Here is a 16,108-nt window from a genome sequence, read left to right as displayed (position 1 = left end):
CGGGTCGAGGGGATCAGCGGAACCGTGGACATGCGCTGGTCGGTCACGCCCGGCAGCATGCTGAACTCGGCCTCCCCCTGGGTCGAGCGGACGATTCACGGGCCGGTGATCCGGGTGAACGGGGTGATGCTGGGTGTGCAGGGCCTCGATCACGGGCCGAACCCGCCGTCCGATCGGCGCCTCGATGGTGCCTTCACCGCGGCGAAGGGCTCCCGGCATCTGATCGTCGTCTCCGCGACGGAGCGGGAGCCGCTGCGCGTGCTCACGCCGGCCATCGTCGACCGGGGCATCGATCGGACGATCGCCAACTGGAGGGCCTGGTCCAAGGAGTTCTCCTTCGACGGGGACTGGGCGGAGGTCGTGCATCGCAGCGCCCTCGCCCTGAAGCTGCTCATCCACAGCCCGAACGGCTCGATCTCGGCCGCCGCGACGACCTCGCTTCCGGAGAGCTGGGCGGGCGGCAAGAACTGGGACTACCGCTTCGCCTGGGTCCGCGATCTCGCCTACACGGTGCACGCCCTCATCCGGTTCGGGCTGCGGGAGGAGACCCATGCCGCCGTGTCCTGGCTGCTCACGACCATCCGGGTGAACGGACCGGATCTGTTTGTGTTCTACGCGCTCGACGGGGGTCCCACCGGCGGGGTTGCCGTGGCGGATGCGCCCGGCTGGCGGGGCATCGGACCGGTGGTGTCCGGCAATCGGGCCAAGGACCAGCTTCAGCTCGGCGTGTACGGCGACCTGTTCGACGTCGTCCGCAGTTACGTCGACGACGGCAACGTGCTCGACGCGGACACCGGGCGACTGCTCGCCTCCATCGCCGACCGCGCCTGCGACAGCTGGCGTCGGCCCGACTCCGGGATGTGGGAGCTCACCGAGCAGCGGCACTACACCTCGTCGAAGCTCGGCTGCTGGCAGGCGCTCGACTGCGCCGTGCGGCTCGCCGAGCTCGGTCAGATTCCCGGCGGAGGGGAGCGCTGGGCCGCGGAACGCGACCGCATCCGCGACTGGGTGCGGGAGAACTGCTGGTCGGAGTCGAGGCAGAGCTACGTCTGGTATCCGGGGAGCGACGAGCTCGACGCATCCATCCTGCTGCACGCCCCGAGCGGCTTCGACCGGGGGGAGCGGATGTCCAGGACGATCGACGCGATCCAGGCCGAGCTGGGTCGCGGCCCGCTCGTCTATCGCTACTCCGGCATGCAGGCCGTGGAGGGCACCTTCGTCGCCTGCGGCTTCTGGATGGTCTCGGCCCTCGCCTGCGTCGGACGCATGGACGAGGCGAGGGCCCGCATGGACGAGCTCATCGCCCTCGCGAACGACGTCGGCCTCTATTCCGAGATGATGGATGCCGAGACCCACGAGTTCCTCGGCAACCTTCCGCAGGGCCTCAGCCATCTCGCGCTCATCAACGCGGCGCTCACGGTTGAGGAGCTTGGCGGCGGCCGCTAGGACTGGTTTTGATTATTTGTGCGTATGGCCTTGGCCGGCGAGATTTTCTCTCTGATGGTTACCAATCGTGCCATTCCTGCGGTCGATCAGCCTCGGGTATACGACCCTATGCCGACGATAGTGTTCTGGTCGGGATCGAGCCCGGCGATCAGAGCGTCGATATAGGTCGACATGCGATAGATCATGGCTGGCGGGTCGGTATCGCGCACCGCTTCGACAGGCTGTCGACCGTGAACGCCTGATGGCCCGCCTCGATTACCGGGCGGTCAGCGAACCAACTATGGACTTTGGCCGAAGGTTGTAACAAATCATAATTCACGTGCAGTAGGACGAATTCGGCATACATGCCTCGTGTGCGGGTGATATGTGACACCGAAGATATTGGTGATCGAGGCCCTTTTCCATCCTGAGCAGGTGTCTCCGGACCTGCCTTCGCCGACGTTCAACGCGAGGCCAATCGTTCGGTGGCGAGAAGCAGCCTATCTCGGCTGTCATCGTCATCGAAACAGAAAGGGACTCCGCGATCATCAGACGGGTCGAGGCAGCCCACTGGCCGTTGATCCCCTCCTGGGCCATGGCGCCGCCCAAACCGGGAACGACCTTCAACGCGCGCAGCGAGACAGCCGCCGGGTGCCCACCTGGTGCGACACCGTGAAGTCCAAGAGGGCAGTGGTCCCCGCCGCGGCCTACTACGAGTCCAACGGTCAAGGGAAGTCCGCCAGACTGTTTGCTTTTCGTCGCGGCGATCGGGAGATCATGCCGCTGATGGGCGATAACGCCCTCGTACAGGCGGCCGTGGCTGCCGCCCAACCGCTCGTCTCCGGCCTCAGGTTCTGGCAGGTGCTGCGCATATACGTGGACGGCGACGCATGCTCAAGCCCGTGTGATGGCGGTCCAACGAAGGCGAATGGCCGAGGAGCTTCCTGGGCGTTCGGGACGGGAGGCGTGTAACGGCCTTCACCCATTCCACATTCATGAGATTTGACCCTTGCAAGGCAGAGTCAAGAGAATTTGACCCAACCACTCCCTCCTGGCGCATTCGATTGGTCTCAAGACCCTCGCGGACGGCCAGCGCTTCGTGAGCGAAGGCGGACGTGTGTTCACGCGCCACCTGCACGGCCTCAAACGCATCGCGTCGCCGATAGGGGCCGTCGGCCGGGATAACTCCATCGCCTGGCCGACTGGCTCCGACTCTTCAACACGTCGCCTCGCGCCATAGCGACCGGCCGAGTGCGCCCCAGTCCGGTTCGATAGCGGGGCACCAAATGGGGTCATAGTCGTCGACGATTAGCCACGAAGTGACGAGTGCGATCGATCGACGATAGTCGCCTTTTGATACAAAACCTCATGTCCTCCTATTGGCGGACTGTGCCCGCCGACTCAGGGCGCTACGTTTGAAATCACGACACGCTGAGCGTGGCTCAATCTTGCCCCGAAGCGCAGCTGTTGTGACTCAGCGGCCGGGGAATGCCCTCGTGCGGGAAGGGCTAGCTCTAGAGGCACGCTGTGAAAACAGAAGGTGGGGATAAGGCACGGTTCGCGGCCTTCTATCGCAAGCATTATTCCGTAGTATTAGCCACTTGCCACAGGCGCTTAGGCAACAGGTTGGACGCGGAAGACGCGGCCGCTGAAGTGTCTCGCGTTGTCTGGCAGCGCTACAGCAGAGAAGATCCGCCCCTGCCGACTCTCTACACCATTGTCCGCAACGTCATAGGAAACGAATATCGGCGCGCCAGACGAGCCCAGGCCACTGAGTATCGGCTCCAGCAAGCGGCACTGACCACCGCGCCAGATTACGACCCGATCGAGCTGCGTGACGCACTCCTTCATCTGCGACCAGAAGATCGCGAACTGCTTTACCTGACCTACTGGGAGCATCTTACGGCTAGAGAAATTGCCACGATCATACGATCCTCCCCCGGCGCCGTGTGGGTCCGCCTCACTCGGGTGCGCGAGGCACTTCGCGAGATACTCGGCGGCTTCGGCCCTCCGCCGGCCTCCGCAACGGCTGGGGATCTCAACGCGAGATGATGCGGGTAAGGAATTGTCAATCTCGGAAATAGTCCAAGTATCGCCGTGACCGACCGGTCTCGGCGGGCACTTTCGACTAAGGACACGAGCATGGACACGAAGACGAATCATTCAGACGGGGGCCGCCTGGACCCCAAGGTGACAGAAGGGCCGCGCACGCCAAGGAAGCGGCGGTCCAAACAGGCTCTGGGAATCACGCTGGCCGCGCTGATCGGATTCTTCTCGCTTGGGATGACGGCTCCTGCCGCCACGGCGTCTACGGTGGCCGAACCGAGCACGGATGTCGTGTACCAACTCGACGTCAACGGCCAGACAACCACTCTGACCGAGGGCCAGACAGCGGTCTTTCCGATGCATCTCATCAATTCGGCGGCGACATCTGGGTTAGTAACTCCCAACGTGGTCTACCCAGGAGATGGATCGGGAACACTCACTGTCACCGCTTCGGCGGGGGTTTACCACTGGAGCATCGACATGCACGTCCCAGCCACCGAATTCATCGGATCCTTCTACGTTACCGACCTCACCAGCGGTTTCGGGGGCGGCGCAGCCCTTGCGACCGGGTTCTCGGGGTCCGCCCCGACGAGTAAGCTCCACAATCACAGGTATTCGGGTACGCTCACGGGAACGGCGTCGTTCCTGGGCATTCCCGTCTCCACGACCGGCCCGAACAACACCCTCTACACGTATAACTGAGAGGTTCCCGGGGGAAGGTCGGGCGTCTACGGGCTGCCTGGCCTTCCCCTGTCGCCGTGTTACGAGCAGGAAGGAAAGCCATGACGCCGGAGGCCGACAACTCCTCGGACGAACTGAGACGCATCATTGCGGAGGAGCGCGTCTCCGAAGACGCGCTGCACGCCATCACTGGTATCCAGCCGGAGAAGCTGCGGTCCTTCCTCGACGAAGCACAGGCCGGGATGGTCAGACTCACTACGGGGCCGCAGGCGCTCTCGAATGACGAGAGCCTGAGGCTTTCCGTTCTCGCGGCGCAGCTCACGGAGGGGATGCGGGTCGCCGACGACGAACGTCTTAAGGGGGTCCTCGAGACGCTGACGGTCGTGTGCCGTCTCACGCTCGGGAACATCGCCCGGTTGACGGGACTCGACGTCGATGACCTGGAGAACGCGCTGCGCGATCCGCGAGCCGTTCCGATCGAGAAGAAGTACGAACTCGCGATCAGAGGTCTGTACCTCATCAACACCGTCAACCAGGCACGCGGCCAGTAGGAACTACCGCTTCCCCCGATGGATTTCTGCTCACATCCGATCTCGTCTGATCTCACGGCCAGGCCCACTGCGGCATCGTTTGCCGCTGTCGGTCTCGAGGCCTATACCCCAATTTCATCGAACATACGTTCTGCATATCTGCGTGAGTGCAGTAGGCATCAAGAGCGCTGAAGTAGCCATCATTGGCCCTCCGTCACCGAGCCCATGAGATCCTTCCGCGATCGGCGGAAGGAGGTAGTCGAGGTACCTCGGTGGACGGGGACATCCTTTTCGCGTGAGGCATCCCTCGGCTCGACCCAATCGGTCTGCGCGACGACAGCTCTATGGATCCGATCAGCCCGGGTCGATGCTCCTGAGGAGCGACAGCAGCTGCTGCGGATACACGAGCTCGTCGGACGAGGCGAGTTCGTCGCGGCTCCACCAGCGTGCCGACGACATGGTCGCCTGTTCGAGGACGGTCCATCCGGAGCGGTCCGGCTCGAACGCCGGCGCTCGCACGACGAAGAAGTCCTCGTGCTGCTGGTAGAGGGTCCCCTGGAACTCGTACTCGATGTCCTGGCTGTGGATGGGTCCGTCGAGTTCCGTTGTCAGCAGTCCGGTTTCCTCGCGGAGCTCGCGACGGGCCGCGTCCAGGGGGGTCTCACCGGTCTCGAGACCTCCGCCCGGCGTGAACCACCATGTCCCCGCATCCGGGCGTCCCGGGTCGCCTCCCTCGAAGAGCAGGACGCGTCCTGCCTCATCGATGACGAGCACGCGAGCCGCGAGACGCGACTGGATTGGCATGGCGGGCATCCTCCATTGTGGTCGGTGCGCGTCGGTACAGGGCAGTCATGGACGCCATTCGTTCGCCGAATCACGACCTGGTAAAATATCTGGGTCAGCCTCCCGCTCGATCGGGAGGCTTTTTTATGCCCAAAAGAACCGCCGACCGATGGGAGAGCTGATGTCCTCGATGACCGTCACGCGTGCGCATGCTTCGGACCGCACCCTGTTGGATCGGCTGTGGCTGATGTTCCGGCACGACCTGTCCGAGTTTCGCGGCATTCTGCCGGACGACACTGGAGCCTTCCGGAGTGAGCGGTTGGAGGCGGCGTTAGGCAGGACCGGCTGGGCCGCTTATGTGCTCCGGATCGACGGTCGTCCCGCAGGCCTCGCCATCCTCAGAGGGCTGGATGAGCCGCGCCACATCCTAAGCAGCTTCTTCGTGGTCCGCGGCGCTCGGCGAACCGGTGTCGGTCTCGGGAGCGTTCGCAATATCCTGTCCCGATATCCCGGGCCCTGGGGCGTCGCCTTCCAGGAGGACAATCCCGCGGCGGCTGCGTTCTGGCGGCGGGTCGCCGAGGACGTCGCCGGGGATGGCTGGACGGAGACCCGCCGTCCAGTGCCGGGCCGCTCCGATCTGCCCGCGGACACCTGGATCGAATTCGTGATGTGAGAGGCCGATCGCCGGTCGCGGGGATCGTTCCATGGCGGGCATCCCGGTCAGGACTCGTGGGGCCGATGGATGAGCTTGGACAGCACGATGGCGCTACGGGTGTGATCGACGTTGGGGGCGAGCCGCACGCGTTCCAGGGCCCCCTCGAGGGAGGGGATGTCGCGGGAGCGCATGTGCACGATCGCATCCGCGCTGCCGGTGACCGTGCCGGCGTCGACGACCTCGGGGACGTCGGAGAGGATGCGCCGAAGCTCCTCCGGCGCGACCGTCCCGCGGCAGAACAGCTCGACGTAGGCCTCGGTGGCGAGGCCGTCGACGGCGGGGTCGACCTGCACGGTGAATCCGCGGATCACCCTGTCGGCGACCAGCCGGTCGACGCGGCGTTTCACCGCGGAGGCGGAGAGCCCGACGACCTCCCCGATGTCGCCGTAGCCGGCCCGCGCATTCTGGCGGAGGAGATCGATGATTCCGTAGTCGAGACTGTCCATCCGCTCACTGTACGGCGTTTCCTTGTTGCACACCGGGCGGTTTCGGCGATTTTTTGCGCCCGAACTGCCGAAAGTTCTGATCTGTGCGTGTGAGACTGGAACGACCGCTCGTTCCCCCATTCGCGAAGGAGCCGCCGTGCCGGCCACTCTCCCCACCACCGACGGTGCCCCTGTCACCACGAGGATCCCCTCTCCACGGACCGTGCTCATGTGCCGGCCGGACTTCTTCACGGTCAGCTACCGCATCAATCCCTGGATGCATCCGGAGAAGCCGACCGACACCCTGCTGGCGGTGAGGCAGTGGGAGAGCCTCTACCGGATCTACCTCGACCTCGGCTTCGACGTGCGGCTCATCGACCCCGTCGACGGCCTGCCGGACATGGTCTACGCCGCGAACGGCGGCTTCGTGATCGACAACATCGCCTACGGGGCGAGCTTCACCTACGCGCAGCGCCAGCCGGAGGGCCCGGCATACATGGACTGGTTCCGCGCAAACGGCTTCGACGTGCGGGTGCCGGAGAACGTCAACGAGGGCGAGGGCGACTTCCTGCTCGTCGGCGACACGATCCTCGCCGGAACGGGCTTCCGCAGCGCCTCGAACAGCCATCACGAGCTCGCCGAGATCTCCGGCCGCGAGGTGGTCACCCTCGAGCTGGTCAACCCCAGCTTCTACCACCTCGACACCGCGATCGCCGTGCTCGATCCCCAGCCCGGTTTCGTGGATCCGAACATCGCCTACCTGCCGTCCGCCTTCGACGAGGCCGGTCTCGCCGTGCTGCGCGAACGGTTCCCGGATGCCCTGCTCGTGAACGAGGAGGACGCCACCGTGCTCGGACTCAACTCCTTCAGCGACGGCCACAACGTCGTGATCGCCTCCCGCGCCAAGGACTTCGAGCGCCAGCTGGCCGAACGCGGGTACAACCCGATCGGAGTCGACCTCTCCGAACTGCTGCTCGGCGGCGGCGGAGTGAAGTGCTGCACCCTGGAGCTCCGGCGATGATCACGGCAAGCGACGCGGCGGCGCTCATCCGCGAGGAGGAGGAGCACATCGCCGGGACCTATCACCCCCTGCCGGTCGTCATCGCGACGGGGGACGGCGCCTGGGTGACGGATGTCGATGGCCGTCGCTATCTGGACTGCCTCGCCGCCTATTCGGCCGTCAACTTCGGCCACGGGCATCCGCTGCTCGTCGCCGCGGCGAAGGCGCAGCTCGACCGGGTGACGCTCACCAGCAGGGCGTTTCACAACGACCGCCTCGGCCCCTTCGTGACCGCGCTCGCCCGGCTCGCGGGCAAGGACATGGTCATCCCGATGAACACGGGCGCGGAGGCGGTCGAGTCGGGGCTCAAGGTCGCCAGGGCCTGGGGCTACCGGGTGAAGGGCGTCGCGGATGGCCAGGCGAACATCGTGGTCGCCGACGGCAACTTCCACGGGCGCACGATCGCCATCGTCGGCTTCTCCAACGATCCGGTGGCTCGCGAGGGCTTCGGGCCGTTCGCCCCGGGGTTCCGATCCGTGCCTTTCGGAGATGCCGCCGCGATCGAGGCGGCCATCGACGAGAACACCGTCGCGGTGCTGGTCGAGCCGATCCAGGGCGAGGCGGGTGTCGTGGTGCCGCCCGCCGACTACCTGCCGGCGGTCCGGGAGATCACCAGCCGGCGCAACGTGCTGTTCATCGCCGACGAGATCCAGTCCGGCCTCGGCCGCACCGGCGCGACCTTCCAGTGCGACAACGTCGGCGTCGTGCCCGACCTCTATCTGCTCGGCAAGGCCCTCGGCGGCGGGATCGTGCCCGTCTCGGCGGTGGTCGGCAACGCCGACATCATCGGGGTGCTCCGTCCCGGCGAGCACGGCTCGACCTTCGGCGGCAATCCGCTCGCGGCCGCCGTCGGTCTCGCGGTGATCGGGATGCTCGAGACCGGCGAGTACCAGCGCAGGTCGAAAGAACTGGGCGAGCGGTTGCATGCCGGGCTCCACCGGCTGGTCGGCCGGGGTGTGCTCGCGGTGCGCGGGGCCGGTCTCTGGGCGGGCGTCGACATCGACCCCGCGCTCGCGACGGGCCGAGAGGTCTGCGAACTGCTCCTGGAACGCGGTCTGCTCGCGAAGGACACCCACGATTCCACCATCCGGCTCGCGCCGCCGCTCGTCATCGAGGCCGCGGAGGTGGACTGGGCGGTCGAGCAGCTCGAGGCGGTGCTCGCCGGTCTGCGCGCCTGACTCCCATCCGGTACCGATCGGTACCGGCATTGGTACCATGGAGGCATGGCAACCAATCTGCGCCTCGGGCCGCTTACCGAGCGGGCCCTCAGGGCGGAGGCCGAGCGGTCGGGCCGGTCGCAGCAGGAGCTCATTCGTGATGCGCTCGATCGTTACCTCGGGCTGACCGCGACGAAGGCGTCGCGGAGCGATGCCGCGCTTCTGACGTCCGGGGCGATCCTAGCCCCGCGATCCGAGTTGCGTCGCGCGCGCCGACGGCTCCGGCTGCCGGCCGGCACGCTCTCCGGCGACCTGCTCCAGCGTGACGATCGGATCTGAGTGCGCATCTACGTGGACAGCAGCGCTCTCATCAAGAGATCGATCGACGAGCCAGAATCGGAGGCGATCGAGTCCAGCCTGGAAGGGTATGCGGCCGCCGACGCGGTGCTGATCTCCTCCACGCTCGCCTGGATCGAGCTGGGCAGAGGCATCCGATCGCGTCTCGACGCCGAGGACCCCGCCGCGATCGTCGAGTGGACGGATGCCGCCCTCTCCGGCATCGCGGAAGCGCCGATCACGGAGCAGGTGGCGAGTCTGGCCAGGCGAATCGGGCCGCCCGTCCTTCGCAGCCTCGACGCCATCCATCTGGCGACGGCCGTTCTTCTCGACGTCGACCTGATCCTCGCCTACGACGATCGTCTGCTCGCCGCGGCGACGGAGCTCGGCTTCGCCGTCGTCTCCCGGGCAGGCGCGGGACCCTGGAGCCGGGCCGGAGCGCTCCCTAAGCTGGGCGGATGACGCTCACGGGTGGTTTTCGTGTTCACCGCCGGATGACCGGTCGGGACAAGGACGAGCCCCATCGCGTCTCCAGCCCGCTGGAACTGCTGTTCGACCTCACCTTCGTCGTCGCCGTCGCCCAGGTGGCCGGCCAGCTGGCGCACACGATCGCGGAGGGGACCGCGCTCGACCACGGCGTCGGTGCCTACCTGATGGTGTTCTTCGCCATCTGGTGGGCCTGGATGAACTTCACCTGGTTCGCCTCCGCCTACGACACGGACGACGTGCCCTACCGGCTGCTCACCATGCTGCAGATGGGCGGAGTCCTCGTGCTGGCGGCTGGGGTCCCCGCGGCGTTCGCCGACCAGAACTATCTCGCGGTGACGATCGGCTACCTCATCATGCGGGTCGGGCTCGTCGCCCAGTGGGTGCGCGCCGGCGTCGAGAGTCCCGGCGGGCGCAGGACCGCCTTCCGCTACGCGGCCGGCATCGTCCTCGTGCAGCTGGGCTGGGTCGCCCGGCTGCTGCTTCCCGGTCAGGCGCAGACGGTCGCCTTCGTCATCCTCGCGATCGCGGATGTCTGTGTGCCGATCGTGGCGGAGCGCTCGGGGATCACCCCCTGGCATCCGCACCATATCGCCGAGCGCTACGGGCTGTTCACGATCATCCTGCTCGGGGAGTCCGTCTCCGCGGCCACCGTCGCCGTCCAGGCGATCATCGCAGCGACGGGTGTCACCGTCGACCTGGTGATCGTCGCCGGCTCTGGGCTGATCCTGCTGTTCGCGATGTGGTGGCTGTACTTCAAGGAGCCGTCGGGGGAGGAGCTCGAGCGCCGTCGGGATCGATCCTTCGTCTGGGGGTACGGGCACTACGTCCTGTTCGCGGCGATCGCGGCCGTCGGGGCGGCGATCGAGGTCGCGGTGGAGTTCGGCTCCCATCGTCCTGAGGTCTCCCCATCGGGTGTCGGCTTCGCGCTCGCCGTCCCCGTCGCCGTGTTCATCGTGATGCTTCAGGTGCTCCATGCCCTGCCGGGCGTTCGAGGTGCCGTGCCGACGATCGGGGCGGCCGCGGCCATCCTGATCGTCCTCGGCGTCCCGTTCGCGGCGCCGACGATCGGCGTGCCGCTGATGGTCGCGAGCATCGCCGCCGTGGTGGCGGCGCTCACCGGCCTGACGGTCGTCCATGCCGCCAGGCGCGGTGACCGACGGGCCTGAGCCGCCTCGCGGCAGGCGAGTCCGCTGCCCGGCTAGGAGCGCTTTCCGAGGACGAAGCGCTGGATCGCGATGACCGCGGCCCCGCGGCACCACTGGGTGTTGTCTCCCGGTGTGGTGACGAGGTCGAGCTCGCGGGAGCGGGGGTCGCGATCGCCGTGGATGCCCTCGTGGATCGCTTCCCTGGCGACCTCGACCAGGCGGACGCCCTCTCCGCCGAGGATGATCCGCTGCGGTGCGGTGAGGTTGGCGACGGCGGCCAGCAGTCGCCCGAGCCCCCTGCCTGCTTCGTCGACCACCCGCCGGGCGACGGGTTCCCCGCGCTCGGCGAGGTCCAGCGCCTCGTCGTAGCCGACCGTCCTGCCGAGAGCGATCGAGACGGTCTGGCCGATCGCCGACTGGGTGAGCATGCTGCGGGCGCATCCACGATGGCCCGCGGGACACAGCGGTCCGAAGGGATCGAGCGGCCAGTGTCCGACGAGCCCGAGGCCGGAATCGTCGTCGACGACGATGTCGTCGTGGATCACGAGCCCGTATCCGATCCCTGCACCGAGGGTGATGATGGCGAAACGGTCCAGGCCACGTCCGGCCCCGAACCAGTGCTCCGACTCGGTGAAGGCGACCACGTCGTTCTCGATGACCGTGGGAACGCCGGTGATGGCCTCGAGCATCGAACCGAGCGGCACATCCGACCAGTCGAGGAACGGCGCGCTGCGGACGATCGAGTGATCTCGCACGAGGCCTCCTATGCCGATGCCGAGGGCCGTGACCGAAGGGACATGTTCGGCGAGCTCCCTCGTGACCCGGGCGATGGTGTCCGCGACCAACTGGGGATCCCGGGAGGTGAGGGGCGCCGATGTCGTGGCGAGCACGTCGGCACGGAGATCGGTCGCAACGCCCACGATCTCCTCCCCCGTGAGCTTCATCCCGATGAAATGCTGCGAGTCGGTGACGACATCCAGCGGTTTTGACGGTCGTCCAGCCCTGCCGTCCACCCGCTCCTCGACCTCGACGAGCAGGCCGCTCTCGATGAGGGGGGTGCTGAGCCGGGTCAGCGAGCCGGGGGAGAGCTCAAGGCGTCTGGCGATCTCGCTCCGGGAGATGGGGCCGTTGATCAGCACTTGGAGCGCGACCGACCTGGATGCCCCGTCGTCCGGGGTCCATGGGGGGGTGGCGATGCGCATCTGAGCCCTTCGTTCGGCGGCCAACTCCAAGAGTGGCATGGAGACTTATTTTCGTCAACAAAACTAATTGTGCGTTGGAATCCACAATTCGGTGGCTATTGACACCAAATTAGTTTTGTCGTAAAAATATTCCACTGCAGCAATTCTCACGGCAGGTGAGCGCAGTGTCCTCATATCCATGACAGGAGATTCGCAATGAAGCGCATTGGCAAGATCGGGTCGGCGGTGGCGATCGCAGCATCCCTCGCCCTGCTGGCCACCGGCTGTTCCTCTGGTTCGTCCGACGGCGGGGAGGGCACCGCGGACAAGCCGATCACCGTGACCTTCTGGGGCGCCTACGGGAACGGCGGCAACTCCACTCAGCAGGACGCCCTCAACAAGACCCTCATCCCCGCCTTCGAGAAGGCGAACCCCGGCATCACGGTCAAGTACGTGGACATCGCCTACGACTCCCTGCTGCAGAAGCTGACGACGAGCGCAGCGGGCGGTCAGCTGCCCGATCTGGTGCGTGCGGACATCGGCTGGCTGCCGCAGTTCGCCAAGCTGGGCGTCCTGGCGCCGCTGTCGGACACGATGTCCGACTTCCCGAGCCTCTCGAAGAAGGTCTACGCGGGCAACCTCGCGACGAACCTCTACAAGGGCAAGTACTACGGCCTTCCGCTGGACACCAACACCCGCGTGCTCATCACCAGCAAGGAGGCCCTGGACAAGGCCGGCGTCTTCGCCGCACCCACCACCTTCGACGACCTGAAGGCGATGGCGGACACGCTCAAGGGAACGGGCACCTCCCTGTTCGCGGACAGCGGCCTCCAGGCGTGGAACATCTCTCCCTGGATCTGGTCGGGCGGTGGCGAGCTCACCAACACGTCGCAGACCAAGGCGACCGGCTACCTCAACAGCTCGACGAACGTCGCCACGATCCAGATGCTGGTCGACTGGTACAAGGAGGGGCTCATCCCGAATCTGCTGACCGGCAACACGGGTGCGACGAGCACCCAGGACGGCCTCCCCAAGGGCCAGTACGCGACCATCTTCGACGGTCCGTGGATGGCGGGGATCTGGACGGGACAGTATCCGTCGTTCTCGCCCATCTATTCCCCGATCCCCGCGGGCAAGGGCGGGTCGGTGAGCGTGGTCGGCGGCGAGGACATCGTCATGACGGCCACCTCCAAGCATCAGGCGGCCGCGGAGAAGTTCATCCGGTTCACCCAGGGCTCGACATTCCAGCTCGCCATGGCGAAGACGGGGCAGATGACCGTCGAGCCGGGTCTGGCCGACCAGCAGGCCGCGATCGAGAGCTACTACGGGGTCTATTCCGACCAGCTCAAGACCGCGAAGTCGCGCATCGCGAGTCCCAACCAGAGCAAGATCGACACGGTGCTCTCCACAACCCTGAGTCCCGCCTTTCTGGGGACGTCAACCGTCAAGGCGGCGCTGGACAGCGCGGCGTCGCAGATCGACGCGCTTCTGGCCGGCAACTGACGTGGCGAACATCACCACGAGGATGTCCACCGCGAGCCGCGCAACGGACCCCAGGCCCGTTGCGCGGCCCCGCCGTGGCGCGCCACGACGCCAGCGGCCGATGACGGCTGTCGCGGTGCGATCCCGTGCAGTTCCCTATCTCTTCCTCCTGCCGGGGATGGCGATCTTCCTCGTCATCATCGTCTGGCCGGCGCTTCAGGCGCTCCGGATGAGCTTCTACGACTGGAAGATCGTCGCCGGCGCCGTCAGCCAATGGGTGGGCGTCGACAACTACGTCCGCGCGTTCACGGATCCGCATTTCTGGCTCAGCCTCTCCAACAGCGGGATCTACATGATCGCGACGGTGATCCCCCAGATGGTCATCGGACTGTTCATCGCGACCCTCCTCAAGAAGAAGAGCCCGAGTCAACCGATCTTCCGCGTGCTCTACTACCTGCCCGTGGTCACGAGCTGGGTCGTCGTCTCCCTGCTCTTCAAGTACCTCTTCGCCGACAGCGGTCTGGTGAACTTCACGCTGCACGACTTTCTCCATCTGATGAACAGCGATGTCTCCTGGCTTTCCCAGCGGGGAACCGCGCTCGTCGTGATCTGCGCCCTGGGCATCTGGAAGGGCGTCGGGTGGTCGATGATGATCTATCTCGCGGCGCTTCAGGGTGTTCCGGAATCACTCGAGGAGGCCGCGACCATGGACGGCGCCGGACGCTGGCAGCGATTCCGCGCGGTGACCCTTCCCGCCATCAACCCGGCGACCGTCTTCCTGTCCGTGATGCTCGTGATCGGCGGTCTCAACGTCTTCGCCTCCGTACAGCTCATCACCGGAGGCGGTCCCGTCGGACAGACCGACGTCGTGCTGAGCTACATGTACACCCAGGCGTTCACCTATCTCGACTTCGGCTACGGCTCGGCGATCGCCGTCATCCTCGCCGTGCTCGTCTTCATTCTCGCGATCTTCCAGCTCAGGCTGTCCAGAGATCGCGACGGAGAGGAACTCGCATGACCGCCTCGCTCTCGGCGACCCGCTCCCGTCGCAATCGCGCCCGCCCGGCGCGGGGAGCGGCGGCGACCTTCCGCTACACGGTGCTCATCGTCGGTGCGCTCGTCATGGTGACCCCGTTCATCTACATGCTCTCCACGAGCTTCCAGGCTCAGGCGTACGTGCTCACCTTTCCCCCGCAGTTCATCCCGAACCCCGCCACGACCGCCAACTACAGTCGTGCGCTCACGACGGAGAACTTCCTGCTCTACTTCGCCAACTCTCTCGTCGTGGCCGTCGTCTCCACCGCCGTGTCGGTGCTCGTCAGCTCGATGATGGCCTTCGCCTTCGCGCGGTTCGACTTCCGCGGCAAGGAGCTGATCTTCCGTGTGCTCCTAACCGGCCTGACGATCCCGGCTGTCATGCTGCTCATCCCGCAGTTCGTGCTTGCCACCAAGCTGCACCTGCTCGACTCGCTCGGCGGCCTCATCGTGTTCTACATCGCGGGGTCCCTCTCGCTGAACACCTTCCTGTTGCGGGGTTTTCTCGCCTCCGTTCCGCACGAGCTCGACCAGGCGATGCAGGTGGACGGGGCGAACGCCTGGACACGGTATTGGAGGCTGGCGCTGCCGCTGGCGAAACCCGCCCTGGCGACGGCGACCATCTTCACGTTCCTCAACAGCTGGGACGAATATCCGATCGCCCTGACGATGATCAACAACCCGAACACCCGAACACTCCCTCTGGCGATCGCGACCTTCCAAGGCCAGAACGCGACCCAATGGGGCCTCGTCTTCGCCGCATCCCTCATCGCGATCATTCCCGTGATCGTCGTGTTCCTCGTGTTCCAGCGATATTTCGTGCAGGGGCTGACCTCCGGCGCGGTGAAAGGATGACTCGGATGGAGTTGCTTCCGAACAGGGCCAGCTATCGGCTGGGCGACGCGATCACCCTCGAGGCGAGGGGCGCGGCGGCCGGCGGCGAGGTGACGGTCTGGCGACTCGGCGACAGGGTCGAAACGATCGCCTGGGACGGCTCCGGCGCCGTTGCCCTGGGCTGGTTGCCGGAAGGCGGATACGGCGTCGAACTGCGTGTCGGCGACGAGATCGCACGCACGGCCGTCGAGGTGCGCCAGCGCGACAGATCCCGGCTGCGTTACGGTTTCGTCGTCGACTACTCGCCGGGCCGCGACCTCGACGGCATCGCGGACACCGTCCGTCGTCTGCATCTCACGGGCATCCAGTTCTATGACTGGGCCTACCGCCATGCCGACCTGCTGGGCGGTGGCGAGGAGTATCGCGATGCGCTCGACCAGCCGATCGCCCTCCGGACGGTGCGTGCCCTGGTGGCGGCCGTGCAGGAGGCGGGAGCGGATGCCCTCGGCTACGCCGCCGTCTACGCCGTCGGCCAGGAGGACTGGGAGCGCTGGAGGCATCGGGCGATCCTGACCGCGAGCGGCGAGCCGTATGCGCTCGGCGATTTCCTCTTCCTCCTCGATCCCGCGGCCGAGGACTGGCTGGCGAGCTTCGTCGACCAGCTCGCCGCCGCGGCGGAGCGCGTCGGCTTCGACGGCTTCCACCTCGATCAGTACGGCTACCCCAAGCGGGCGCGGCGCGCCGATGGGGAGGTCGTCGACGTCGCCGCCTCTTTTGCGGCCTT

Annotated in this window: 17 protein-coding genes; 14 read left to right on the top strand and 3 right to left on the bottom strand. The window is 66.2% G+C overall.

All coding sequences use genetic code 11. The features are described from left to right. The 4 genes from VGC18_RS10340 to VGC18_RS10325 form a co-directional block, all read left to right on the top strand. Nucleotides 1-1,446: glycoside hydrolase family 15 protein (locus VGC18_RS10340; protein ID WP_331096987.1), on the top strand; the 1,446-nt coding region annotated here is incomplete at its 5' end. A 1,506-nt stretch (nt 1,447-2,952) separates the two neighbouring features. Continuing rightward, a complete protein-coding gene (locus tag VGC18_RS10335) occupies nt 2,953-3,477 on the top strand; it encodes a sigma-70 family RNA polymerase sigma factor (protein ID WP_331096985.1) in 525 nt (174 codons plus the stop codon). 90 nt (nt 3,478-3,567) lie between these two features. Beyond that, the gene (locus tag VGC18_RS10330; protein WP_331096982.1) at nt 3,568-4,173 is read left to right on the top strand and encodes a hypothetical protein; all 606 of its coding nucleotides are present in this window, start codon (nt 3,568-3,570) and stop codon (nt 4,171-4,173) included. An 80-nt stretch (nt 4,174-4,253) separates the two neighbouring features. Next, on the top strand, nt 4,254-4,703 hold the full coding sequence (locus tag VGC18_RS10325) for an HTH domain-containing protein (protein WP_331096980.1): 450 nt from the start codon (nt 4,254-4,256) through the stop codon (nt 4,701-4,703). 333 nt (nt 4,704-5,036) lie between these two features. On the opposite strand, the gene VGC18_RS10320 is transcribed toward VGC18_RS10325, so the two are convergent. Then, nucleotides 5,037-5,486, bottom strand: a complete 450-nt coding sequence (locus tag VGC18_RS10320) for an NUDIX hydrolase (RefSeq protein ID WP_331096978.1) — start codon at nt 5,484-5,486, stop codon at nt 5,037-5,039. 160 nt (nt 5,487-5,646) lie between these two features. On the opposite strand from VGC18_RS10320, the gene VGC18_RS10315 reads away from it, so the two are divergent. Continuing rightward, nucleotides 5,647-6,138 carry a GNAT family N-acetyltransferase gene (locus tag VGC18_RS10315; RefSeq protein WP_331096975.1) on the top strand — a complete coding sequence of 164 codons (492 nt, stop codon included), beginning with the start codon at nt 5,647-5,649 and terminating at the stop codon, nt 6,136-6,138. A 47-nt stretch (nt 6,139-6,185) separates the two neighbouring features. Here VGC18_RS10315 and VGC18_RS10310 read toward each other — a convergent pair whose 3' ends face one another. After that, nucleotides 6,186-6,626: an Lrp/AsnC family transcriptional regulator gene (locus VGC18_RS10310; protein ID WP_331096973.1), complete on the bottom strand. Its 441-nt coding sequence runs from the start codon at nt 6,624-6,626 to the stop codon at nt 6,186-6,188. A 208-nt stretch (nt 6,627-6,834) separates the two neighbouring features. Here VGC18_RS10310 and ddaH point away from each other — a divergent pair, with 208 nt between their 5' ends. From ddaH to VGC18_RS10285, 5 genes are read left to right on the top strand one after another with little or no spacing between them, the layout of a single operon-like run. Next, nucleotides 6,835-7,626 (top strand): dimethylargininase, encoded by a 792-nt coding sequence (gene ddaH, locus VGC18_RS10305; RefSeq protein ID WP_331096989.1) that lies wholly within the window; start codon nt 6,835-6,837, stop codon nt 7,624-7,626. Next, nucleotides 7,623-8,843: an ornithine--oxo-acid transaminase gene (gene rocD / locus VGC18_RS10300; RefSeq protein WP_331096971.1), complete on the top strand. Its 1,221-nt coding sequence runs from the start codon at nt 7,623-7,625 to the stop codon at nt 8,841-8,843. The genes ddaH and rocD overlap by 4 nt, the downstream gene beginning before the upstream one ends. 45 nt (nt 8,844-8,888) lie before the next feature. Continuing rightward, complete coding sequence (locus tag VGC18_RS10295; protein WP_331096969.1) at nt 8,889-9,161, top strand: CopG family transcriptional regulator; 273 nt, start codon at nt 8,889-8,891, stop codon at nt 9,159-9,161. Continuing rightward, nucleotides 9,162-9,620 (top strand): type II toxin-antitoxin system VapC family toxin, encoded by a 459-nt coding sequence (locus VGC18_RS10290; RefSeq protein ID WP_331096967.1) that lies wholly within the window; start codon nt 9,162-9,164, stop codon nt 9,618-9,620. Beyond that, complete coding sequence (locus VGC18_RS10285) at nt 9,617-10,813, top strand: low temperature requirement protein A (RefSeq protein ID WP_331096965.1); 1,197 nt, start codon at nt 9,617-9,619, stop codon at nt 10,811-10,813. Before VGC18_RS10290 ends, VGC18_RS10285 begins: the two co-directional genes overlap by 4 nt. 32 nt (nt 10,814-10,845) lie before the next feature. Here VGC18_RS10285 and VGC18_RS10280 read toward each other — a convergent pair whose 3' ends face one another. Next, nucleotides 10,846-11,994 carry an ROK family transcriptional regulator gene (locus tag VGC18_RS10280; RefSeq protein WP_331096963.1) on the bottom strand — a complete coding sequence of 383 codons (1,149 nt, stop codon included), beginning with the start codon at nt 11,992-11,994 and terminating at the stop codon, nt 10,846-10,848. Between the two features lie 195 nt (nt 11,995-12,189). On the opposite strand from VGC18_RS10280, the gene VGC18_RS10275 reads away from it, so the two are divergent. From VGC18_RS10275 to VGC18_RS10260, 4 genes are all read left to right on the top strand, one after another. Continuing rightward, the gene (locus VGC18_RS10275; protein WP_331096961.1) at nt 12,190-13,476 is read left to right on the top strand and encodes an extracellular solute-binding protein; all 1,287 of its coding nucleotides are present in this window, start codon (nt 12,190-12,192) and stop codon (nt 13,474-13,476) included. Between the two features lie 115 nt (nt 13,477-13,591). Continuing rightward, nucleotides 13,592-14,473: a sugar ABC transporter permease gene (locus VGC18_RS10270; RefSeq protein WP_331096959.1), complete on the top strand. Its 882-nt coding sequence runs from the start codon at nt 13,592-13,594 to the stop codon at nt 14,471-14,473. Beyond that, the gene (locus VGC18_RS10265) at nt 14,470-15,345 is read left to right on the top strand and encodes a carbohydrate ABC transporter permease (RefSeq protein ID WP_331096957.1); all 876 of its coding nucleotides are present in this window, start codon (nt 14,470-14,472) and stop codon (nt 15,343-15,345) included. Before VGC18_RS10270 ends, VGC18_RS10265 begins: the two co-directional genes overlap by 4 nt. A 5-nt stretch (nt 15,346-15,350) precedes the next feature. Then, a partial coding sequence (locus tag VGC18_RS10260) for a glycoside hydrolase family 66 protein (protein ID WP_331096955.1) occupies nt 15,351-16,108 on the top strand: 758 nt, incomplete at its 3' end.

Origin of the sequence: Lacisediminihabitans sp., from assembly GCF_036404185.1 — a bacterium.
Classification (GTDB): Bacteria; Actinomycetota; Actinomycetes; order Actinomycetales; family Microbacteriaceae; genus Lacisediminihabitans.
The sequence above is the reverse complement of the archived record's forward strand: the minus strand, read 5'-3'. Positions and strand labels throughout refer to the sequence as shown.